Annotated in this window: 17 protein-coding genes and 1 pseudogene; 10 read left to right on the top strand and 8 right to left on the bottom strand. The window is 71.6% G+C overall.

All coding sequences use genetic code 11. The features are described from left to right. Positions 1–129: 129 nt before the first annotated feature. Positions 130–3,012, top strand: coding sequence for a leucine--tRNA ligase (leuS, locus tag ABD691_RS33435; protein WP_344686375.1), 2,883 nt, complete (start codon positions 130–132; stop codon positions 3,010–3,012). Between the two features lie 113 nt (positions 3,013–3,125). Continuing rightward, positions 3,126–5,093, top strand: a complete 1,968-nt coding sequence (locus ABD691_RS33440; RefSeq protein ID WP_344686376.1) for an acyl-CoA dehydrogenase family protein — start codon at positions 3,126–3,128, stop codon at positions 5,091–5,093. Between the two features lie 71 nt (positions 5,094–5,164). Here the strand turns inward: ABD691_RS33440 and ABD691_RS33445 are convergent, their stop codons facing one another. Further along, positions 5,165–5,872, bottom strand: a complete 708-nt coding sequence (locus tag ABD691_RS33445) for a TetR/AcrR family transcriptional regulator (RefSeq protein ID WP_344686378.1) — start codon at positions 5,870–5,872, stop codon at positions 5,165–5,167. 146 nt (positions 5,873–6,018) lie between these two features. Here ABD691_RS33445 and ABD691_RS33450 point away from each other — a divergent pair, with 146 nt between their 5' ends. Further along, entirely contained in the window at positions 6,019–6,279 is a 261-nt protein-coding gene (locus ABD691_RS33450) for a glutaredoxin domain-containing protein (protein WP_344686380.1), read from the top strand. A 281-nt stretch (positions 6,280–6,560) separates the two neighbouring features. Here the strand turns inward: ABD691_RS33450 and ABD691_RS33455 are convergent, their stop codons facing one another. Beyond that, positions 6,561–6,770 carry a hypothetical protein gene (locus ABD691_RS33455; RefSeq protein WP_344686381.1) on the bottom strand — a complete coding sequence of 70 codons (210 nt, stop codon included), beginning with the start codon at positions 6,768–6,770 and terminating at the stop codon, positions 6,561–6,563. Positions 6,771–7,171: 401 nt separating this feature from the next. On the opposite strand from ABD691_RS33455, the gene ABD691_RS33460 reads away from it, so the two are divergent. Next, the gene (locus ABD691_RS33460; protein WP_344686382.1) at positions 7,172–8,809 is read left to right on the top strand and encodes a phosphoenolpyruvate--protein phosphotransferase; all 1,638 of its coding nucleotides are present in this window, start codon (positions 7,172–7,174) and stop codon (positions 8,807–8,809) included. Between the two features lie 45 nt (positions 8,810–8,854). Here the strand turns inward: ABD691_RS33460 and ABD691_RS33465 are convergent, their stop codons facing one another. Next, positions 8,855–9,526, bottom strand: coding sequence for a response regulator (locus ABD691_RS33465; protein ID WP_344686383.1), 672 nt, complete (start codon positions 9,524–9,526; stop codon positions 8,855–8,857). Then, complete coding sequence (gene macS / locus ABD691_RS33470; RefSeq protein WP_344686384.1) at positions 9,523–10,731, bottom strand: MacS family sensor histidine kinase; 1,209 nt, start codon at positions 10,729–10,731, stop codon at positions 9,523–9,525. Before macS ends, ABD691_RS33465 begins: the two co-directional genes overlap by 4 nt. A gap of 178 nt (positions 10,732–10,909) precedes the next feature. On the opposite strand from macS, the gene ABD691_RS33475 reads away from it, so the two are divergent. Beyond that, positions 10,910–12,106 (top strand): diguanylate cyclase, encoded by a 1,197-nt coding sequence (locus ABD691_RS33475; protein ID WP_344686385.1) that lies wholly within the window; start codon positions 10,910–10,912, stop codon positions 12,104–12,106. Here the strand turns inward: ABD691_RS33475 and ABD691_RS33480 are convergent. Continuing rightward, positions 12,103–13,266, bottom strand: a complete 1,164-nt coding sequence (locus ABD691_RS33480; protein ID WP_344686386.1) for an AI-2E family transporter — start codon at positions 13,264–13,266, stop codon at positions 12,103–12,105. The two genes, ABD691_RS33475 and ABD691_RS33480, sit on opposite strands and share 4 nt — an antisense overlap. Before the next feature lie 236 nt (positions 13,267–13,502). Here ABD691_RS33480 and ABD691_RS33485 point away from each other — a divergent pair, with 236 nt between their 5' ends. Then, the gene (locus ABD691_RS33485; protein WP_344686387.1) at positions 13,503–14,288 is read left to right on the top strand and encodes a hypothetical protein; all 786 of its coding nucleotides are present in this window, start codon (positions 13,503–13,505) and stop codon (positions 14,286–14,288) included. Between the two features lie 179 nt (positions 14,289–14,467). After that, positions 14,468–15,835 carry a hypothetical protein gene (locus ABD691_RS33490; RefSeq protein ID WP_344686388.1) on the top strand — a complete coding sequence of 456 codons (1,368 nt, stop codon included), beginning with the start codon at positions 14,468–14,470 and terminating at the stop codon, positions 15,833–15,835. Between the two features lie 85 nt (positions 15,836–15,920). Here ABD691_RS33490 and ABD691_RS33495 read toward each other — a convergent pair whose 3' ends face one another. Then, on the bottom strand, positions 15,921–17,201 hold the full coding sequence (locus ABD691_RS33495; RefSeq protein WP_344686389.1) for a glycosyltransferase 87 family protein: 1,281 nt from the start codon (positions 17,199–17,201) through the stop codon (positions 15,921–15,923). A gap of 308 nt (positions 17,202–17,509) precedes the next feature. Here ABD691_RS33495 and ABD691_RS33500 point away from each other — a divergent pair, with 308 nt between their 5' ends. Then, positions 17,510–18,361, top strand: a complete 852-nt coding sequence (locus tag ABD691_RS33500; RefSeq protein WP_344686390.1) for a diguanylate cyclase domain-containing protein — start codon at positions 17,510–17,512, stop codon at positions 18,359–18,361. Positions 18,362–18,416: 55 nt separating this feature from the next. Here the strand turns inward: ABD691_RS33500 and ABD691_RS33505 are convergent, their stop codons facing one another. Beyond that, positions 18,417–19,538 carry an inositol-3-phosphate synthase gene (locus tag ABD691_RS33505; protein WP_425565221.1) on the bottom strand — a complete coding sequence of 374 codons (1,122 nt, stop codon included), beginning with the start codon at positions 19,536–19,538 and terminating at the stop codon, positions 18,417–18,419. After that, positions 19,535–20,122 (bottom strand): PadR family transcriptional regulator, encoded by a 588-nt coding sequence (locus tag ABD691_RS33510; RefSeq protein WP_344686391.1) that lies wholly within the window; start codon positions 20,120–20,122, stop codon positions 19,535–19,537. The genes ABD691_RS33505 and ABD691_RS33510 overlap by 4 nt, the downstream gene beginning before the upstream one ends. A 175-nt stretch (positions 20,123–20,297) precedes the next feature. Between ABD691_RS33510 and ABD691_RS33515 the strand changes: the two genes are divergently transcribed. Both ABD691_RS33515 and ABD691_RS33520 read left to right on the top strand, forming a co-directional pair. Further along, positions 20,298–20,702 carry a DUF5318 domain-containing protein gene (locus ABD691_RS33515; protein ID WP_344686392.1) on the top strand — a complete coding sequence of 135 codons (405 nt, stop codon included), beginning with the start codon at positions 20,298–20,300 and terminating at the stop codon, positions 20,700–20,702. A gap of 101 nt (positions 20,703–20,803) precedes the next feature. Beyond that, positions 20,804–21,628, top strand: a pseudogene (locus tag ABD691_RS33520) (hypothetical protein); the annotation flags it as partial.

Raw genomic sequence — 21,628 nt, forward strand, 5'->3', positions numbered from 1 at the left:
CGTTGAACGTCCGGTGAGACGCTTCGACGCGGTGACCCCTCATGCCCACCAGGGCTGGGGGGTTTTCCATTTTCCGGGAACGGCACACTAAGAGGGCTCGGGCGAGAAGGCAGGAAAGGTACGCAGACGATGAGTGGCCAGGCAGAGGGCTCGACGAACACCGAAGAGGTCCCGCGGTACCGCTACACCGCGGAGATCGCGGCCGAGATCGAACAGCGCTGGCAGCGGCGCTGGGAGGAGCTCGGCACCTTCCACGCGCCCAACCCGGCCGGCTCGCTCAAGGGCGACGTGCCCGCGGACAAGCTGTTCGTGCAGGACATGTTCCCGTACCCGTCCGGTTCGGGCCTGCACGTCGGCCACCCGCTGGGCTTCATCGGCACCGACGTTTTCGCGCGCTACCACCGCATGCTGGGCGTCAACGTGCTGCACACGATGGGCTTCGACTCCTTCGGCCTGCCCGCCGAGCAGTACGCGGTGCAGACCGGCACCCACCCGCGCGTCACCACCGAGCAGAACATCGAGCGCTACCTGGCGCAGATCCGCAGGCTGGGGCTGGGGCACGACGAGCGCCGCCGGATCGCCACCACCGACATCCCGTACTACCGCTGGACGCAGTGGATCTTCCTGCAGATCTTCCACTCCTGGTACGACACCGAGGCCGACCGGGCGCGCCCGATCAGCGAGCTGGAGGCGCAGTTCGAGTCCGGGCGGCGGGCGACGCCGGACGGCCGCCCGTGGGCGGAGCTGTCCCGCCAGGAGCAGCGCCGGATCATCGACTCGTACCGGCTGGTCTACCTGTCGGAGGCGCCGGTGAACTGGGCCCCCGGCCTGGGCACCGTGGTCGCCAACGAGGAGGTCACCGCCGACGGGCTGACCGAGCGCGGGAACTTCCCGGTGTTCCGCCGCAACCTCAAGCAGTGGATGATGCGGATCACCGCCTACGCCGACCGGCTGGTCGACGACCTGGACCGGCTGGACTGGCCGGACAAGATCAAGACGATGCAGCGGAACTGGATCGGCCGCTCGCAGGGCGCGAACGTGGTGTTCCCGCTGGACGGGTCCGCGGGCAGCATCGAGGTCTTCACCACCCGCCCGGACACCCTGTTCGGCGTGACCTACCTGGTGCTGGCGCCCGAGCACCCGCTGGTCGACGAGCTGACCGCGGCGCAGTGGCCGCAGGACGTCGACGTCCGCTGGACCGGTGGTGCGGCGACCCCGGCCGAGGCGATCGCGCAGTACCGGCGCAAGGCGTCGACGAAGTCCGACCTGGACCGCCAGGAGAACAAGGAGAAGACCGGCGTCTTCACCGGTGCCTGGGCGACCAACCCGGCCAACGGCGAGCAGGTCCCGGTGTTCGTCGCCGACTACGTGCTGATGGGCTACGGCACCGGCGCGATCATGGCGGTCCCCGGTGAGGACCAGCGCGACTGGGACTTCGCGCACGTCTTCGGCCTGCCTGTGGTGCGCACCGTGCAGCCGCCTGCGGACTTCGAGGACGGCGCGTTCACCGGCGAGGGGCCGCGGATCAACTCCGCCAACCCCGACGTCGGGCTGGACCTCAACGGCCTGCACCTGGCCGAGGCGAAGAAGGCGGTCATCGCCTGGCTGGAGTCGCACAAGCACGGCACCGGCACCGTCCAGTACAAGCTGCGCGACTGGCTGTTCGCCCGGCAGCGCTACTGGGGCGAGCCGTTCCCGGTGGTCTACGACTCCGACGGCACCCCGCTGGGCCTGCCGGAGGACCAGCTGCCGGTGGTCCTGCCCGAGGTCGCCGACTACTCGCCGCGCACCTTCGACCCGGAGGACGCCGACAGCAGGCCGGAGCCGCCGCTGGCCAAGGCCACCGAGTGGGCCAACGTGGAGCTGGACCTGGGCGACGGGCTCAAGCACTACGAGCGCGACACCAACGTGATGCCGCAGTGGGCCGGTTCCTGCTGGTACCAGCTGCGCTACATCGACCCGGACAACGACCAGGCGTTCGTCGACCCGGACAACGAGCGCTACTGGATGGGCAAGCGGCCGGAGCTGCACGGGCCGGACGACCCGGGCGGCCTGGACCTCTACATCGGCGGCGTCGAGCACGGCGTGCTGCACCTGCTGTACTCGCGCTTCTGGCACAAGGTGCTCTACGACCTGGGCTTCCTGTCCTCGGAGGAGCCGTACCGGCGGCTGTACAACCAGGGCTACATCCAGGCCTACGCCTACACCGACGAGCGCGGCGTCTACGTCCCGGCGGAAGAGGTTGTCGAGAAGGACACAGAGAGCGGTGTCCGCTATTTCCACCAGGGCAAGGAAGTCCGCCGCGAGTACGGGAAGATGGGCAAGAGCCTGAAGAACTCCGTCGCCCCGGACGAGATGGCCGACGCCTACGGCGCGGACACGCTGCGGCTCTACGAGATGGCGATGGGTCCGCTGGACGCTTCGCGGCCGTGGGCGACCAAGGACGTCGTGGGCTCGCACCGGTTCCTCCAGCGGCTGTGGCGCAACGTCGTCGACGAGAACACCGGCGAGCCGCGGGTCACCGACGAGGAGCCGGACGTCGAGATGCTGCGCGCGCTGCACAAGACCGTCGCCGGGGTCCGCGAGGACTACGCCGAGCTGCGGTTCAACACCGCGGTGGCGAAGCTGATCGAGCTGAACAACCAGGTCACCAAGGTGTACTCGGGTGCTCCGGGAACGCCGCGCTCGGTCGTCGAGCCGCTGGTGATGATGGTGGCGCCGCTGGCCCCGCACCTGGCGGAGGAGCTGTGGTCGCGGCTGGGCCACGACGCGAGCCTGGCGCACGGCCCGTTCCCGGTGGCCGACGACGAGTACCTGGTCGAGGACACCGTCGAGTACCCGATCCAGTTCAACGGCAAGGTCCGCTCCCGGATCGTGGTCGCGGCCTCGGCCGGTCAGGACGAGGTGAAGGCGGCGGCGCTGGCCGACGAGAAGGTGGTCGCGGCCCTGGACGGCCGGGAGCCGCGCAAGGTCATCGTGGTCCCGGGCCGCCTGGTCAACGTCGTCGGCTAGGTGACCGACCCGGGTGGCTTCCGAGGCGGAAGCCACCCGGGGATCCCGCACGTGGCGAAGTTACCGGCGGGTAACTACGATCGGCGGTGCCGACTCCCACGTTTGGAGGCCTGATGGACACCCCGAAGACCCCGGCCGACTTCGACCGCTCCGAACTCGCTTCGCTGCTCGACGGCCGCTGGGCGCACGTGCGGGACCAGGTGCGCGGCTCCCTCGCCGAGGCCGATCTGTCCCCCGGCGACGAGCTCGACACCGAGGCCCACCGCGCCCGCACCCTCGACCAGCTGCACCAGCTGGTCGGCAGCGGGATCACGGGCCTCGGCTTCCCGCTCTCGCACGGCGGGCAGGGCGACATCGGCGGATCCGTGGTGTCGCTGGAGATGCTGCCCGGGAACCTGTCGCTGATGGTCAAGGCTGGCGTGCAGTGGGGACTGTTCGGCGGTGCGGTCGTCGCGCTGGGCACCGACCGGCATCACGACCGCTACCTCGCGAAGATCATGAACCTGGAGCTGCCCGGCTGCTTCGCGATGACCGAGACCGGGCACGGCTCCGACGTCCAGCGGCTGCGCACCACCGCGACCTACGACCCGGACACCGACGAGTTCGTCGTGCACACCCCGCACGAGGCCGCGCGCAAGGAGTACATCGGCAACGCCGCTCGCGACGGGCGGATGGCGGTGGTGTTCGCGCAGCTGATCACCGGCGGTGAAGGCCGTGGCGTGCACGCGCTGATGGTGCCGATCCGCGACGACGCCGGACGGCCGGTGCCGGGCGTGCGCATCGAGGACTGCGGTCGCAAGGCCGGGCTCAACGGGGTGGACAACGGCAGGCTGACCTTCGACCGGGTGCGGGTGCCGCGGGAGGCGCTGCTCAACAGGTACGGCGACGTCGAGCCCGGTGGCGCGTACCGCAGCCCGGTCGACAGCGAGGGCAAGCGGTTCTTCACCATGCTCGGCACCCTGATCCGCGGCCGGATCTCGGTCGCCGGGACCGCGGGCAGCGCCGCGAAGCTCGCGCTGCGGATCGCGCTGCGCTACGGCGACGCCCGCCGCCAGTTCGAGCGACCCGGCACCGGCGAGGAGACCGTCGTCCTCGACTACCTGGCGCACCAGCGGAAACTGCTGCCGCTGCTGGCGAAGTCGTTCGCCCTGCACTTCGCGCAGGAAGAACTCGTGTCCACTTTGCACGACATGCAGAACTCCGGGGACGAGCGCGCGCAGCGCGAGCTGGAGTCGCGCGCGGCCGGGCTGAAGGCGGTCACCACCTGGCACGCCACCCGCACCATCCAGACCTGCCGCGAGGCCTGCGGCGGCGCGGGTTACCTGACCGAGAACCAGCTCCCGCAGCTCAAGGCCGACACCGACGTGTTCACGACGTTCGAGGGCGACAACACGGTCCTGCTGCAACTGGTCGCGAAAGGACTGCTGACCAACTACAAGGACCAGTTCGACGACCTCGGCACGATCGGCATGGCGCGGTTCGTCGCCGACCAGTTCGTCGGTGCGGTGATCGAGCGCACGGCCGCGCGTTCGCTGGTGCAGCGGCTGATCGACGCCGCGCCGAAGCGGGACGACGAGAACGAGATCTTCGACCGGGGCTGGCAGCTGGAGCTGTTCGAGGACCGGGAGAAGCACGTGCTCGACGGGCTCGCGCGCCGCCTGCGCCGCGCCACCGGCCGCGACGCCGATCCGTTCGAGGTCTTCAACAACGCGCAGGACCACGTGCTGCGCGCGGCGCGCGTGCACGTCGACCGGGTGGTGCTGGAGGCGTTCGTCGCCGGGATCGAGCGCTGCGGCGACCCGCGGACCGCCGCGGTGCTGGACCGGGTGTGCGACCTCCACGTGCTGTCCACAGTGGAGGAGGACCGGGCCTGGTTCCTGGAGCACGAGCGGCTGAACTCGCGCCGGGCGAAGACGATCACCGAAGCGGTCAACGCGTTGTGCGGTCAGCTCCGGCCGCTCGCGGTGGACCTGGTGGAGTCCTTCGGGATTCCGGACCAGTGGCTCACCGCCCCGATCGCCACCGGGGCGGAAGCCCGTCGCCAGCGGGACCAGCGGGAGCACGACCTCACCGGTGGCTGAGCGGGGCCTCTCCCGGCGCGGCGGTGCACCATCGCCGCGCCGGTGACGTTCGGCGGCAGGGAGTCGCCGGGTCAGAGCCCGCTTTCCCGCGCGAGTTCGGCGAGCATCGATTCGAAGAGCTGCTCGGCGTGGGCGATGTCGAACGGGAACCGCCCGAAGACCTCCAGCGCCACGTGCCCGTAGAACCGGGCCCACCAGCGCAGCAGCTCGTACACCGGTTCCGGTCGCAGCACGTCGTCGGGCACGTCGATGCCCGACTCGGACAACGCCCCGGCGAGCGCCTCCTGCTCGCGGACCAGGTCGAGGCCCTCGATTTCCGGTGCTGCGCCGGGACGTTCTCCGGAGGCGCGCTCGGCCATCAGCGGTCCGACGAGCGCGGCGAAGACCCGGGCGAACTGGTCCTGCCCGGCCGCGCGGTCGGTTTCGGCGGGCGGGGAGGCGAAGACGAGCGTGAACTCCTGCGGGTGCGCCAGCGCCCAGCGGCGGAAGGCGCGGCACACGGCGAAAACCCGCTCGCGGAGGCCGTCCGAAGCGGATTCGAGCTCGCCGGCGAGCTGCTCGGCGAGTTCGGTGCAGATGTCGTCGCAGAGGCTGCGCAGCAGGTCCTCGCGCGAGCTGTAGTAGCGGTACAGCGCGGGTGCGGTGATGCCGAGCTCCCGCGCGATGGCGCGCAGCGTCACCGCGTCGCGGCCCCGGCCGACCAGCAGGGCGCGCGCGTGGTGGCGGATCTCCTGCTCGGTCGCCGCCCGCATCCGTTCACGCCGAGTGACCTCGGTCATGTACCGCTCCAACAGTGTCCGTGTCCGACGCCCGCCCGGTTAGTGGCGTTTGTGACGTTGACGGTGTTCACGCCACCGTAACGGAATACCCGTGCCGCCCGCGGGGTTGGCACCGGACGGATCGGAACCGGCAGAGGGAGAGTGCGGTGTCGTCGCAGGAAGTGATCGTCTACAGCCGTCCGGGCTGCCCGTTCTGCTCGCTGCTGCGGGCCGGGCTGGACCGCGAGGGCCTGGAATACCGCGAGATCGACATCTGGCAGGACCCGGAGGCGGCGGCCGTGGTCCGCTCGATCGCGGACGGCAACGAAACGGTGCCGACGGTGGTGATCGGTTCCTGGTCGGCGGTCAACCCCTCGGTCGACCAGGTTCTGGAGGCTGTCGCGGACGCGGGCGCTGCCCGGTCCTGAGCTGTGCCCGGAGGCCGGCCGCACGGGGGGCGTTGCGGCCGACCTCCGGTTGGTTGAGATCGTCAGTGGCGCGATACCGACGAGCATCAACCAACAAAGTCTGACGCTCAACGGGGCCGAAAAGATGCAGGGTTGTCGTAAATTACCCTCGAACGGGTGGCGTGTTGAACGCCACCGAGATTGGTGTGGACGATCTTCCGGCACGTCCCCCAACGCGGCCCGATCATCCACTGTGGTCCCCCAGCGCGGTGTTCAGCGAATGCTTCCCCAGTTCTGGTGGATCAGCAGAGCGACATCGGCACCGGGGACATCCAGTCGGCCAGCGAAACCGAGAACCGGCGCGTCCGCTGGTGCTCGTCCTCGGCTTCGGTGAACGGGTCGTCGGTGGCGCTCCGGGGTTCCGGGGCGCCGTCCCCAGCCGCGGCGGCCGGGATCCGGTCGGGGTCGGCGAAGCTGGTGTCGACCGGTTCTCCAGGAATGGGCACGGACATCTGCGGCACCTCACTTCTCGACGGGGGAACTATGCCCCCGCTCGGTATCGGACCTGGTCGTTCGCGCTCGGCGTCGGCCCCCGAACCGCTCGCCGCGACGAGCAGAGCGGTGATCCGCTCGAACCCCTCGCGGACGAAATCGGGGGAGATTTCGGCGATTGCGGCTGTTGCTGTGCTGTGCTGTGTCATGCACACAGATTGCTTCTTCCGGGTGGCCCGCGGGATCCGTACGCCTACTCATGCATTACTCATCGGTAATGGATGCCTTCGGCTGACCGGGTGACGTAAGAACCACTGATGTCGTATACGTCGCTCACAGTGCATGACGTTCGCAGGCCGAAAGGCTGACGCGTGCCTACGATCGTCCCAAGGTGGAGTGCCAGAAGGGTATGGTCTAGACCATGTCTCGTTTGAGTGGTGTCGGAGTCAGCTCCGGCCGCGCCTCCGGACCGGTCGCACGGGTCAGCGAGCCCCTGCCCGAGCCCGCCCCGGGCCCAGCGCCCGCGGACCCCACCGCGGAGGCGGCCCGCATCCGCCCCGCCGCCGACGCCGTCGCGGACCGGCTGTTCCAGCGCGCGGCGCGGGTCGGCGGGGACGCCAAGGCGATCCTGGAGACCACCGCCGCGATGGCGATGGACCCGGCCCTGATCAGCCAGGCCGAACAGCTCGTCACCGGCCGCTCGCTTCCCGCCACCCGTGCCGTGCACGAGGCCGCCAACGGCTTCGCCGACGCGCTGCGCTCGGCGGGCGGCTACATGGCCGAGCGCGCCCGCGACGTCCAGGACGTCCGCGACCGGCTGATCGCCGAACTGCTCGGCAGCACCCCGCCCGGCGTGCCCGAGCTGACCGAGCCCAGCGTGCTCGTCGCCCGCGACCTCGCCCCCGCCGACACCGCCGACCTGGATCCGGACCTGGTGCTGGCGCTGGCCACCGAGGAAGGCGGCCCGACCAGCCACACCGCGATCCTCGCCCGCGCGCTGGGCATCCCCGCGGTGGTCGCGGTGCGCGGACTTCTCGCCGGCGAGACCTTCGCGGGCGCGATCGTCGACGGCGACCTCGGCGAGGTCGACCTCCGCGACGAGCCGGTGCCCGCCGTGGCCGCCGAGCGCGGCGTGCGGGCGGACTGGAACGGCGTCGGTGCGACCGCCGACGGGCACGAGGTCAAGGTCGTGGCCAACGTCGGGTCACCGGCCGACGCGCAGACCGCCGTCGACGCGGGCGCGCAGGGAGTCGGCCTGTTCCGGACCGAGTTCAGCTACCTCGCCGCCGACGACGAGCCGGACGTGCCGACCCAGCGCGCGGCCTACGCCGACGTGCTGCGGCCGTTCGCCGGGCGCCCGGTGGTCGTGCGAACGCTCGACGCGGGCGCGGACAAACCGCTGTCGTTCCTGGACATGGGCGTGGAACCGAACCCGGCGCTGGGCGTGCGCGGTGTGCGGGTCGCCTTCGACCGCCCGGAGGTGCTGGACCGGCAGCTGGAAGCGATCGCCGGTGCCGAGGCCGACTCCGGCGCCGAGGTCTCGGTGATGGCGCCGATGGTCGCCACCGCGGCCGAGGCCGCGTGGTTCGCCGAGCGGGTCCGCGCCGCCGGGCTGCGCCGGGCCGGGGTGATGATCGAGGTCCCGGCCGCGGCGCTGAGCGCCAGGGAGGTCCTCGACGCCGTGGACTTCGTCAGCATCGGCACCAACGACCTGGCGCAGTACGTCTTCGCCGCCGACCGGATGGCCGGAGCGCTCGCGACGCTCAACGACCCGTGGCAGCCCGCGCTGCTGCGGCTGATCGCGCAGGTCGGCCGGGCGGGCGCGGAGCTGGGCAAGCCGGTCGGCGTCTGCGGCGAAGCCGCCGCCGACCCGGCGCTGGGCGGCGTGCTGGCCGGGCTCGGGGTGACGAGCCTGTCGATGGTCCCGGCGGCGGTGCCCGCCGTCGGCGCGGCGCTGGCCGCGCACCCGATCGACGCCTTCCGGCGCGCCGCCGAAGCCGCGCTGGCCACGGCCGATCCCGCCGCCGCCAGGGAGGCCGCCCGCGCCGCGCTGGCCTGAGCCGAACGGCCGGATTCCGCCAGGGCGATCGGAATCCGGCCGGGCTCACTCCTGGGGTTCGCCGTCCTGGTCCAGGCCGTGCTCGATGGCGTAGCGGGCCAGCTCGACCCGGTTGTGCAGCTGGAGCTTGCGCAGCGTCGACTGCACGTGGTTCTCCACGGTCCGGTGCGAGATCACCAGCTTGTTCGCGATCTGCCGCGCGGTCAGCCCCTTGGCGACCAGCCGCAGCACCTCGGTCTCGCGGTCGGTGAGCTGCGGGGCCTTCGTCCCGGAGTCGGGGGTGACCGCCATCCGCCGGTACTCGCCCAGCACCAGCCCGGCCAGCCCCGCGGTGAACACCGCGTCCCCGGCCGCGGTCCGCTCCACCGCGTCGACCAGCTCGTCCGCCGACGCCGACTTGACCAGGTAGCCCGAGGCACCCGCCTTGACCGCTTCCAGGACGTCGCTGTGCTCACCGCTGGCCGACAGCACCAGCACCCGCGTCCCGGGGACCTCCTGGGTGATCTGCCGGGACGCCTCGACCCCCGAGGTGTCGCCGAGGTTGAGGTCCATGAGCACCACGTCGGGCTTGACGGTGCGGGCGATCCGCAGCGCGGATACCGCGTCCCCGCTGGTCGCGCGCACTTCGAAACCGCGCTCCTGCAGATCCCTGGCCACTCCGTCCCGCCACATCGGGTGATCGTCGACCACCATCACGGAGATGTGCGGTTCGGTCATCGTTGTCCTCCTTCGCGGCGCTTGGCAGGGCCCGCGCCGTCGCCGCGAGGAACCCGTACCTCCCATTCGGTGCCCTCACCGGGCGCGGTGTCGAGCGTGATGCTGCCACCGAGGGTGGAGATGCGTCCCTGGATCGACTGGGCGACACCCATCCGGCCCTCCGCGGCGGCCTCGTCGAGCCGGCCCTCGGGGATCCCGGGACCGTCGTCGCGGATGCTGAGCACGATCTCGTCCGGCAGGTCCTCCAGCAACACCCACGCCTTGGCGTCCGGACCGGCGTGCCGCTCCACGTTCGCCAGCGCCTCCCGCACCACGGCCTCCAGGTCCGAGCTGACCTGTTCCGGCAGCAGCACCGGGGTCGCCGGGACCGACACCTGGGTCGTCGGGGTGCGCAGCACGTGCAGCCGGGCGGCCAGGTCGGTCTCGCCGTCCGCGTTGGGCTCCGGCGGGGCCATCGACACCAGGGAGCGCAGCTTGATCTCCTGCTCCCCGGCCAGCTTCGCCAGCTCCGCGGCCTCCCCGCCGAGCTCCTGACCGCGCCTGCGGACGCGGGCGAGCACCTGCAGCACGCTGTCGTGGATCGAACGGGCCAGCCGCTCGCGCTCCGCGGTCGCCGCCTCGGCGCGCAGTGCGCGGGCGAGCCGCTCGGTCGACCGGCGCGCGGTGTCGGAGGCCAGGCCGAGCAGCAGCCCGGTGCCGACCAGCAGCAACGTGTCCATCGCCATGCTGGCGTCGGCGAACCAGCCGTAGGAAGGCGTCCAGCGGACCAGGAAGTTCAGCAGCGCGGCGGTGACCCCGGAGATGCCGCCGCCGATCATGCCCCACTGCGCCGCCGCGCAGGTGACCGACGAGCTGTGCCAGAGGCTCACCACCGATGGCAGGCCGTCGGCCATCTGCTGGTCGGTGTGGACGGGGTCGCACAGCAGCACCAGCGCCGTGACGAGCAGCTGGTCGATCAGCACCAGCCGGTTGGTCCTGCCGGAACGCAGCCGGTAGCGCCAGATCGTGTAGACCGTCCAGACGACCATGACGGCGAAGATCGCGGCGGCCAGCTCCGGCTGGACGTAGGTCTGGTACTGCGCCACGAACCAGCTGCCCGCGTAGAGCAGCGTCACCACGCGGAACGCGTTGTGCGCGCGCCAGATCGGCGAGCGCCCGTCGGTGACGCGGCCCTGCTTCGATGAGGTCGTGCGTGCTGCGGCCACTTGTCGGCTCCTTCCCAACCCGACATCCTGCCTCACGTCGAGTTCGCGCCGAGACCGCCGGAATGGGCACTCTGCGTGTTTGTGATCACCGTCAGGCTCAACCCGAATGGCGGGGATTCGTGCCCTTCTACCCGGTCGGGTGCTGTGCCAAGCTCCCGTGGGGAGGTGAGAGGGCCGCATGGGGGCTTGGCTGCTGTGGAAGCTCCGGCCGCCGGCGCTGATCTACGTGCTGGCCGTCCAGGCGCTCGCACTGGCGCTCGTCGTCCCGATCGTCGTCACCTCGCGCCCGCCGAACCCGCGCGACCTCGTCATGTTCATGATGCTCGCGATCACCGCGGGCACCGTGATCGTCGGCAGCTCGGTGTCGATCACCATCCATCGCCAGGTGCGGCGCAACCCCTGGACGATCCACATCACCTACCTCGCGGCCGGCGTGCTGACGCTGCCCCCGAACATGCTGGTGCTGCTGCTGCTCGGCCCGGCGCTGCACGGGGCGCTCGACGTCCGGCCGGAACTGCACCGCTGGCTGTTCACGACCGCGGCGACCACCCTGGCGGTCTTCGCCGCCCGGTGCGTCACCGGTTGGGCCGTGCCGGTCTGGTCACCGGTGCACTTCGTCCTCGGCGGCGCGGTCCTGCTGGTGGTGCGCGCGCTGGTCGTCGCGATCGGGCTGCGGTTGCGCAATCCCGGCGCGACGCGGGAGGAGGTGCTGGGCGAACCGATCGACGTGCTGCTCGGCGTCGTCGCGGCGAGCCTCGGCGGGCTGCTGGCCGTCGCGCTGGTCGCGGAACCGGCCAGCGCCCTGCTGGTCGGTCCGTCGCTGGCGCTGCTGGACATGTCCAGCCAGCTCCCGCAGTGGCGGCGTTCGGCGGAGCGGGACGGCAAGACCGGCCTGGCCAACGCCGCGCACTGGGAGCGGCTCTCGCGGCTGGAGCTCACCCGCGCCCGCGGCCGGTCGCACCCGACGGCGGTCCTGCTGCTCGACCTGGACCACTTCAAGCGGGTCAACGACGAGATCGGGCACATCGCCGGTGACGCGGTGCTCGCCGCGGTCGCGCTGATGCTGCGCAGCAGCGTCCGCCGGGAGGACGTCGTCGGCAGGTTCGGCGGGGAGGAGTTCGTGGTGCTGCTTCCTGGCGCGAACTCCGAGATCGCGTGCACGGTCGCGAACCGCATCCGCACCTCGACCTCGTCGCTGTCGGTGCCCGCCAGGGACCTCCGGGGCAGCTACCGCGAGGTCAACGACCTGACCGTCAGCATCGGCGTCGCGACCACCGCGCGGTTCGGCTACGACCTCGGCGACCTGCTGGTCGCCGCCGACGCGGCGCTGCTCGCGGCGAAGGCGTCCGGCCGCAACGCGGTGACGATGGCCTAGGAAGCTTCTTCCGGTTCGGGCTCCGGCTCCGGTGGCAGCGGCTCGGGCTCCGCTGCGTTGCCGTTCTCCGCGTTGCCGTTGTCGGCGTTGAGCGACCGGATCGCCGAGTTCAGCACCGCGACCAGCGGCACCGCCAGCAGCGCGCCGACGATGCCTGCGACCACGACGCCGACGCTGATCGCCAGCACGACCGCGAGCGCGTGCAGCTGCACCGCGCGGCCGAGCAGCAGCGGTTGCAGCAGGTTGCCCTCGATCTGCTGCACCGCCAGCACGACGCCGAGCACGATCAGCGCCGCGACCCAGCCGTTGGTCACCAGCGCGACGAGCACCGCGACCGCGCCCGAGGCGACCGCACCGACGATCGGCACGAAACCACCGAGGAACACCAGCGCCGACAGCGGAACGGCCAGCGGAACACCGACCGCGACCAGCCCGATCCAGATGCCCACCGCGTCGGCGACGGCGACCAGCGCGGTCGCCCGCACGTAGCCGACCAGCGAGGTGAAGCCGCGGATCCCGGCGCGGTCGATCTGCTGCCGCGAGCCCGAAGGCACGATCCGGATCACGAACAGCCACACCCGGCGGCCGTCGTAGAGGAAGAAGATCAGCGTGAACAGCGCGAGCAGCAGCCCGGTCAGGAAGTTGCCGAAGGTGCCTGCGGTGGTCAGCACCCCGCTGGTGACGCCCTGGGTCAGCGCCGCCTGGTTCTCCTGCAACCAGCGCTCGGCCTGGTCGATGTAGTCGGCGATCTGGTCGTCGCGCAGGTGCAGCGGCCCGGTGGCCAGCCAGTCGCGGATGCCGTTGAGGCTGGCGATGACCTGCTGCTGCAACTGCGGGAAGCCCGCGATGAACGCGTTGATCACCAGCGTGAGGACCCCGCCGACGATGCCCAGCCCGCCGACCAGCACCACGCCCGTCGACAGCGAGCGCGGCACCCGGACCCTGGTGAGCAGGTCCACCGCGGGCGCCAGCAGCGCGGACAGCAGCAGCGCGATGGCCACCGGGATCACCACGACGTAGAGCTGCGTGAGCACCTGACCGAGCACGTAGAGGGCGCCGAGGATCACCAGGATCCGCCAGCTCGCCGCGGCACCGACCCGAAGCGGTCGCGGGATCGATCGGACCGCGTCGTCCGGCGCGCTGATCTTGAAGTCGCTCACCCTGCCACCGTAACGCCGGTGCCCTTTCCGGCGGTGCGCGAAACGGTGAACGGTGTGCGACGGCCCCGCGCCCGTCGATCACACGATGTAGCGATGTTGTTGCGCTGCGGATGCGAAAGCTCGATTTGCTTTGGCAGGCTCGCCGTCGGCTCCCCAGCGGTAGAGCCGACGCGGGACCACCCCGCCCAGATCACGACAACGCCGATCACGACAACGCCGAGAGGTGCGCACCCCAGATGCCCATAGCCGACCGGAGACCGCGTGGTGGCCGCCGGTGGCGGTCGCTGGCCCGGGCACTGGTCGTGGCGGGCGCGGCGCTGGCGGGCACCGGCGCCGCCTGGCTGATCGGAGCCCCGGCGGACGCCGCCGATCTGCCGCCGCAGCGGGCGACGGCGGAATCCGGTGAGCGGTCCCCGGCGTCCGAGGAGCGCTTCCAACTGCTGGGCCTCGATCCGGCCGGGCTGATCCACCACTCCGAGCGCGAGCTGCTCGCCCCGGTGGGCGAAGCGCTGCACGAGGTCGCGGTCGCGCCGGTTCGCCGGGTCGCGGAGTCGACGCTGTCGGAGACCGGGCAGCGGGCGGAGTCGCTGACCGATTCCGTCGCGGAAGCCGGCGCCCAGGTGCTCGACCGTCCACAGTGGCGGGGAGAGCGGCCCGAGCCCGGCCCGGTCGACCGGACGCCTCCGCAGCCGCAACCGGTCACTGTGGAGAGTGCGCAGGTGCGCGGCCCGCAGGTCCGGGCGAAGACCGAGAACATCGCGGAGTTCGCCCAGACGGCTCCGGAAACGCCCGAATCCCGGGGAAATCCGGAACCGCCGAAGCCGCCCGCGGTTTCGGCCACCGCACCGGCCACCACCGGGTGCGGCAACGCCGCCGACGGGAATCCGCACAACGCCGCCGGAATCGGCTGGCACAGCGCCGATTCGCAATGCACCGACGGATCCGCCCGGGTGCCCTTCCTCCGGGCAGTGCCCGTGCCGGTCGGTTCGCCCGGACCGCAACCGGGCATCACCCCCGACTGAATTCCGCGCTTTCCCGCGCGATCTATGCATTCCGGAATATTCCAAGGAATTCGCGCGAACCGTCCCGGAACCCGACAACACCGCAAGCGCCGTCAAGCGTGATCAAAGTCCGATGACGGCGCCCCCGAAAAGGTTGATTTCTCGCCCCGTTATGGGGAAACATCTTGAAGGAGAGTTCCATGCAGACTTGGGCGAAGCGCGGTATGCACGCCGCGCTGGTCACCGGTGGCATGCTGGCCGTCGGTACGGGGGTCGCGTCGGCCACCGAGACCTGCCCGGACCGCCCGGCCCCGCCTCTGGGAGAGTCGTTGCTGCCCGCGATCGACGGCCTCGGTGAAGACGCGCCCCAGCGCCGGGCGTGCTTCGCGGGCGAGCTGTTCCCGGAGGAACCTCCGCACGGCGGCGGGGTCACCTACAACCGGCCGGTCGTCGACCAGCGTTCCGCCCACCCGCCGGTCCGCACCTCGATGAGCGGCACCATCGATCCGGTCCGCGATCTGCTGCCCGCCGTCGAGGACGCGCACACCCGGGAGATCCCGGTGGTCCGCGACCAGCACTGGATCACCTCGCCGGAGCAGCCGCGGATGGAGCTGGCGGGCTGGGTCGCCGACACCGACGAGCCGCGCGAGCCCGCGGCCGACCGCTCGGACGTCCTGTTCGGACCGGCGGCGCCGGAACGGCAGGTGCCGGTCGGGACCCCGGCCCAGGGCTTCCACCGCTCGCTGAGCTGGGGCGGCCCCATCGGATCGGTGATCGGTGCTCCGGATCAGGCCGTGTTTCGAACGGGTCCGAGCCCGGATGTCGCTCACGAGCTCGTGACCCCGGCGGGCGATCCGGCCCGCGCGGAGGGCTTCGACCACGCGGACGGCATCGTCGAGCTCTGGCAGGAGGCGCGCGAACGCCACCAGGTCCAGGCCGCTCCGCTGCTGGCGCCCGAGGAGTCGGTCGACCTCACCGCCTCCGAACTGCCCGGCGAGCCGTTCGACATCGTCGGCATCCCCGACCGGCTGCTCGCCGACGCGCTCACCACCGAGCGGCCCGCCCCCGCTCCCCGACAGGACCTCGTCCCGCTCGCGGTCCCGGGCGAGCACCAGGCCAAGGCGGCCGAGATCCCGCCGCTGTCCGACCTCGGTCTGCTGAGCTTCTCCAAGGACCAGGGGACCACCGAGCGCAGCGGCAGGTTGGAGACCCCGCTGCCGGTCCTGGGCGACCTGACCGCTCTGCAGGGCGGCCAGACCTCGCTGCCGCAGGTCAGCCGGATCGCCGCCGCGCTGGACGGCCCGGCCGAGCCGCGCGGCGGTTTCCTCGGCCGCCCGGAGCTGGCCCCGGTGGACGTGCTGGAGATCGACGAGCTGACCGCGGCCGTCCCGCCGCAGCGGCGGCTGACCGAGAGCCCGCTGCGGATCCCGGGCCTGGCGCCCGCACCGCGCGCGGAGCAGGCGATGGCGCTGCCGATGCTGGAGCGGACGCCGACGCTGCGCCCGGGTTCGCCCGATCTGCCGGCCAACCCCGACCTCGAGGACACGGTGGTGCTGAGCCGGATCTGACCAGGCAACGACGAAGCCGGGGCGGTGCCTGCCGCCCCGGCTTCGTCGTGTTCAGAACTGGGGTTGACTCAGAACTGGGGCTGATTCAGGACTGGGCAGACACCAGCTCGCCCGGCTCCGGTGCCGGTCCGGGCGCGGCCCGGCGGGCGCGGATCCACAGCACCGCCGCGTAGACCAGGAACGCGACGCCGAAGAACACGTAGGCGTTGCCGATCAGGAACTCGAAGGGGTTCCAGCGCAGTTCCTTCCCGTCGCCCTGCGGGACCTTCCAGTGCGGGCCGAAGGCGAAGAACCCCGCCGCCGTCGCGGTCGCCAGCAGCAGCGGCCAGTCGCGGCGGGTGAACGCGGTCCCGGCCAGCAGCACCAGCGCGGGAATCGCCCAGACCCAGTGGTGCGACCAGGAGATCGGCGAGACCAGCAGGGCGAGCACGCCGTTGATCGTCACCGCCAGCGGCAGGTCCCGCTGCCGGATCGCGTGCAGCATCCCGGCGACCGCCAGCGCCAGCACCACCAGCGCCAGCAGCGCGAAGACCACCGTCGGCGCCGGGACGCCGAGCTTGGTCAGCGCCGAGCGCAGCGACTGGTTGCCCGCGTAGACGGTGGCGTCGCCGGTGAACTTCGGGCCGAAGGAGACGTTGCTGGTCGCGAACACCTCGCGCAGCCAGAAGTCCCGGGCGTTGCCGAAGGTGACCAGGAAGCCGAGCAGCACGGTGCCGAGGAACGTCAGGCCGGTGGTGATGATCGTGCGGACGTCCCGGCGCAGCAGCAGGAACAGCAGGAACGCGGCGGGCGTCAGCTTCAGCCCGGCGGCCAGGCCGATCAGCATGCCGCGCGGGTAGGGCAGCTTGCGGTCGCCGCCGGTGCGCCACAGGCAGTCCACCGCGACCAGCGCCATCAGCACGATGTTGATCTGCGCGTAGGTCAGCGTCTCCATCACCGGCTCGCTGATCGTGGCCAGCGGCAGCAGCGCCGCGGCCACCAGCAGCACCTTGTCCCGGTGCGCGGCCAGGAAGGTCGCCGAGCTGAGCACCACGTACAGCGTGACCAGCAGCGCCAGGTGCGACACCAGCATGATCAGCGCGGTGGACACCACCTTGGGCACCAGGGCGAGCGGCGCGAACAGGATGGCCGCGAACGGCGGGTAGATGAACGGCAGGCTCAGCCCGGACTCGGTCGGCGGCAGGTCGCCGTAGACGTCCTGACCGGCCAGCAGGGCCCTGGCCCCGAGCCGGTACACCTCGCCGTCGATGTGGTCGTGCGGGCTGATCGTCGAAACCATGATCACCGCGATCAGCTCGGCGACCGCGATCACCACCAGCAGCGCGCGCTGCTCGCGCATCCGTTCCCCCAGGGATCGTTCGGTCACCGGCACATCTCCCCATCGCCGTCCGCCTGCGGAGCCCAGGGTAGAGGCCGGTCGGTCCGGGGTGACCTGCCCCGTTCCGCGCCGAAAGGGCCCCATACCCGGTTCGCCCGAATCAACGGGAGGGCCGGACCGGAAGACCACGGGGTCGGGTGAGGCAGCTCGCACGCCAGAGCGGGTGAGCCCTGACCCTCAGTCATTGCAGTGTCTGTAATACCACCGTTACGGGTGGTAGCTGTGCTCTTGAATTTCGCCCTATCCGAAGGGGAGGCTCAAGCGGACTGCTCCGTTCGGTGGGGAGGAGGGGCCAAATGAGTGTCCTCGAGGTGGCCGCGCTGTCGCGGCTCACGCCGGTCTGGGATGAGCTCATCAGCGGGCTGACCGTGGGAGTCCTCCTCACCGACCACCGCGGCCAGGTGCTCGCGACCAATGATGTCGCCGCCGAGCTGATGCGGCTGTCCAGGTCCGACCTGCTGACCGGAAACCGGCCCGCGGGCTGGCAGGTCCGCGACGACACCGGCGCGCCGATGCCGGACTGGGCCGAGCTCGCGGGCCAGGTCCTCCGCGCGAACTCGCCGATGTCCACGCCGATGGTGATCGGCCGCAGCGGCCAGCCGCAGAGCCGGATCTGGGTCGACTACCACGCGGTGCGCGTCCAGGGCCGCAACCGGGTGCTGATGTTGCTGCAACCGGTGCACACCGACATGCCGCACAGCCGCGGCCTGATCGACCCGCTGACCGGGCTGCCCGGCCGCATCCTGCTGCTGGACCGGCTGGAGCAGTCGCTCGTGCGCGCCCGCACCCAGGGCGTGCTGTCCACGCTGGTGCTGGTCGACGTGCACCAGCTCGCCGAGTTCAACCGGCTGCACGGCTTCGACCGCGGCGACGAGCTGCTCACCACCCTCGCGGGCCGCCTGCGCGAAGGCATGAGCGACGACCGCACGGTCGCCCGCTACGGCGGCGACGAGTTCGCGGTCATCGCCGAGCACCCCAGCGGCACCGGCGAGGAGATCGCCGAGCAGATCAGGCAGACCGCGGGCTGGCCGATGCGCATCGGCCGCAGGCGGGTCCGGCCGGGCCTGCGGGTCTCCTGGGTGACCACCGACGGCAACGCCCCGGTGCACTCCGTCCTGGCCCGGGCCGAACAGCAGCTCCAGCACTGAGACGACGACCGCCGACGCCCGTGAGGACGTCGGCGGTCGGTGCGTCCGGGCACTCTCAGCGGTCGAGCTTGCCCGCGATGAAGTCCTCGACGGCCTGGTAGGCCGCGGAGTCGGAGTACTGCTCCGGCGGCGACTTCATGAAGTACGACGACGCCGAGGTGATCGGGCCGCCGATGCCGCGGTCCTTGGCGATCTTCGCCGCGCGCAGGGCGTCGATGATGATCCCCGCCGAGTTCGGCGAGTCCCACACCTCCAGCTTGTACTCCAGGTTCAGCGGCACGTCGCCGAACGCCCGGCCCTCCAGCCGGATGTAGGCCCACTTGCGATCGTCCAGCCACGGCACGTAGTCCGACGGGCCGATGTGCACGTTGCGCTTGCCGAGGTCGCGCTGCACCTGGGAGGTCACCGACTGCGTCTTGGAGGTCTTCTTCGACTCCAGCCGCTCCAGTTCCTTCATGTTCAGGAAGTCCATGTTGCCGCCGACGTTGAGCTGCATCGTGCGGTCCAGGTGCACGCCCCGGTCCTCGAACAGCTTGGTCAGCACCCGGTGCGTGATGGTCGCGCCGACCTGCGACTTGATGTCGTCGCCGACGATCGGCACGCCCGCCTCGGTGAACTTCCGCGCCCACTCCGGGTCGGAGGCGATGAACACCGGCAGCGCGTTGACGAACGCGACGCCCGCGTCGATCGCGCACTGCGCGTAGAACTTGTCCGCCTCGTCCGACCCGACCGGCAGGTAGGACACGAGCACGTCGACCTCGGCCTCGCGCAGCGCCCGGACCACGTCGACCGGCTGCTCGTCGGACTCCTCGATCGTCTCGCGGTAGAACCGGCCGAGGCCGTCGAGGGTGTGGCCGCGCTGCACGGTGACGCCCAGCGGCGGCACGTCGGCGATCTTGATGGTGTTGTTCTCGCTGGCGACGATGGCCTCGGAGAGGTCCCGGCCGACCTTCTTGGCGTCGACGTCGAACGCGGCGACGAACTGCACGTCGCGGACGTGGTAGTCGCCGAACTGGACGTGCATCAGGCCCGGAACCCGGGTGTCCGGGTCGGCGTCGGCGTAGTAGTGGACGCCCTGCACGAGCGACGCCGCGCAGTTGCCGACGCCCACGATCGCCACTCGAACCGCGCCCTGGCTGCGGTCTCCGCCCATGGCAGGGCCCTCCTTCTTGGTCATCTGTCGTGTCCTTGCGCTTCCTGCGAGCCGACCTGCGGCCGGCCGCGGGCCGCGCCGCTCTGCGCGGCCCGTTCGTGCTCGATGAACTCGTTGAGCCAGCGGACCTCGCGTTCGCTGTGGTCCAGGCCGAGCCGGTGCAGGGCCCGGGTGTAGTGGTCGAGCCGCTCGTCGGCTTCGAGCACCGACCGCAGCCCCTCCCTGCGTTCCTCCACCCGCCGCCGCCGGGCCTCCAGGATCCGCATCCGGATGTCCGCGGGCGTGCGCGAGAAGAACGCCACGTGCACCCCGAACGCGTCGTCGTCGCACGCGGCCGGTCCGCACTCGCCGACGAGCTCGCCGAACCGCTGCTTACCCGCGGCGGTCAGCCGGTACACGCGGCGGGCGCGCAGCCCGCGACCGCGGGCCGACGGCGAGGTGGGCTCCTCCTCGATCAGTCCGGCCCGCAGCATCCTGCGCAGCGTCGGGTACAACGTTCCGCAGGAGAAGGCCCGGAAGGCGCCGAGCATTCCGTTCAGGCGCTTCCGCAACTCGTAACCGTGCATCGGAGCGTCGTGCAGCAGCCCGAGCACGGCCAGTTCGAGCATGCGCACCTCCTCGACCCGAAGCCTGCTCGCCAGCCGCGCATTATATCGTGCTGATATATCGACGGACCGTTTCGCGTCGCGGATGTGCTGTTCCCGACACCGCAGGTGGAGCGGCCCGCGGTGGCTGCCCTGAACGGCGCATGGAGCATTCGACTCCGGCACGTACCCTGTGGGCGTGCGGACCCAACGGCAAGTGGTGGACTACGCGCTGCAGCGGCGGTCGCTGCTCGCGCAGGTCCACGCTGGCCGAGTCGGGGTGATGGAGGTCTGCGACGCGAGCCCGTACCTCCTGCGGGCTGCGAAGTTCCACGGCGAGCCGAGCGACGTGATCTGCCCGGTGTGCCGGAAGGAGCCGTTGACACTGGTTTCCTGGATCTTCGGGGACGAGCTCAAGCACGCCTCCGGATCGGCCAGGACCCCCGAGGAGCTCGCCAGGATGGCTACCTTGTTCGAAGAGTTCAACGTCCACGTCGTAGAGGTTTGCCGCACATGTAGCTGGAACCACCTGGTGCAGTCCTACGTGCTCGGGTCGGGCGGGTTGAACAACCACCGCTCCCGGCGCAAGACTGCGGCAGAGTGAACAGGTCGTGTCCCCGGCGCGACCGACCGCACCCAGTGCGGCTGACCCCGACGTGATCGCATCGCCCGGCGTCCGATGACGCCTGTCCTGGAGGCCCAGTCGTGAACGACGAGCGTGACGACCGAGCCGGCCGCCATTCGCGGCAGCCGCGCAACGAAGGTCGAGATTTCGGTCGCCCCGACGACCGGAACACGCCACCCGCTCAGCAACGTCCCGGACCGCCCCCGCGGCCCGGTGACCAGCAACGCCCCCCGCAACGTCCGCCGCAGGGCCCGCCCCCCGGGCAGGGGTGGCCCGGCGAGCCGCCGCGCAACGTCCCGCCCGGCGGGCACCAGTGGCCGGGTGACCCGGGCGGCCACGACCAGGGCACCCGCAGGCAGCAGCGCCCGGTGCCCCCGCCGGGGCCGGGCGGTCCGGCGTGGCCGGACGCGGAGCCGCCGCAGGAGCAGACCGGCGCCTGGGTGCCGACCTTCGACGACGATGACGACGACTCGCCGAGCCTCGGCGACCGGCTCGACGGCCGGGGTGCGGGCGGCGGCAACGCGGGTGCGGGCAAGCTCGACCTGCCCACCTCGTACTCGCCGCTGCCGCCCCAGCCGCCGCAGGGTCGCCAGGAGCCGCCGCAAGGTCGCCAGGAACCACCGCAAGGTCGGCCGTCGGAGCCTCCGCAGGGCAGGCCGGAACCGCCGCAGGGCAACAGGCAGGGTCCGCCGCCTCCACCTCCGCCCCCGCCACCCGGCGGCCAGGGCACCCGCCGGGTGCCCCAGCCTCCGCCGGGACGGCCGCCGCAGGGCGAGCAGCCGACGCAGAACATCCCGCACGCGCCGAACGACCGCCCGGGCGCGAACCGCCGTGCGGGTGCGGCAGGCGCCGCAGCGGCCGGAGCCGCCGGTCTCGGCGCAGCGGGCGCTGCGGGTCTCGGTGCG

The organism is Saccharopolyspora taberi (assembly GCF_039534165.1).
Taxonomy (GTDB): domain Bacteria; phylum Actinomycetota; class Actinomycetes; order Mycobacteriales; family Pseudonocardiaceae; genus Saccharopolyspora_D; species Saccharopolyspora_D taberi.

Bases quoted from the DNA above. Each gene is read 5' to 3' on its own strand.
- leuS (WP_344686375.1), top strand. From the start codon at position 130: ATGAGTGGCCAGGCAGAGGGCTCGACGAACACCGAAGAGGTCCCGCGG.
- ABD691_RS33440 (WP_344686376.1), top strand. From the start codon at position 3,126: ATGGACACCCCGAAGACCCCGGCCGACTTCGACCGCTCCGAACTCGCT.
- ABD691_RS33505 (WP_425565221.1), bottom strand. From the start codon at position 19,538: ATGACCAAGAAGGAGGGCCCTGCCATGGGCGGAGACCGCAGCCAGGGC.
- ABD691_RS33455 (WP_344686381.1), bottom strand. From the start codon at position 6,770: ATGTCCGTGCCCATTCCTGGAGAACCGGTCGACACCAGCTTCGCCGAC.
- ABD691_RS33510 (WP_344686391.1), bottom strand. From the start codon at position 20,122: ATGCTCGAACTGGCCGTGCTCGGGCTGCTGCACGACGCTCCGATGCAC.
- ABD691_RS33490 (WP_344686388.1), top strand. From the start codon at position 14,468: ATGCAGACTTGGGCGAAGCGCGGTATGCACGCCGCGCTGGTCACCGGT.
- ABD691_RS33500 (WP_344686390.1), top strand. From the start codon at position 17,510: ATGAGTGTCCTCGAGGTGGCCGCGCTGTCGCGGCTCACGCCGGTCTGG.
- ABD691_RS33485 (WP_344686387.1), top strand. From the start codon at position 13,503: ATGCCCATAGCCGACCGGAGACCGCGTGGTGGCCGCCGGTGGCGGTCG.
- ABD691_RS33445 (WP_344686378.1), bottom strand. From the start codon at position 5,872: ATGACCGAGGTCACTCGGCGTGAACGGATGCGGGCGGCGACCGAGCAG.
- ABD691_RS33475 (WP_344686385.1), top strand. From the start codon at position 10,910: ATGGGGGCTTGGCTGCTGTGGAAGCTCCGGCCGCCGGCGCTGATCTAC.
- ABD691_RS33460 (WP_344686382.1), top strand. From the start codon at position 7,172: ATGTCTCGTTTGAGTGGTGTCGGAGTCAGCTCCGGCCGCGCCTCCGGA.
- ABD691_RS33465 (WP_344686383.1), bottom strand. From the start codon at position 9,526: ATGACCGAACCGCACATCTCCGTGATGGTGGTCGACGATCACCCGATG.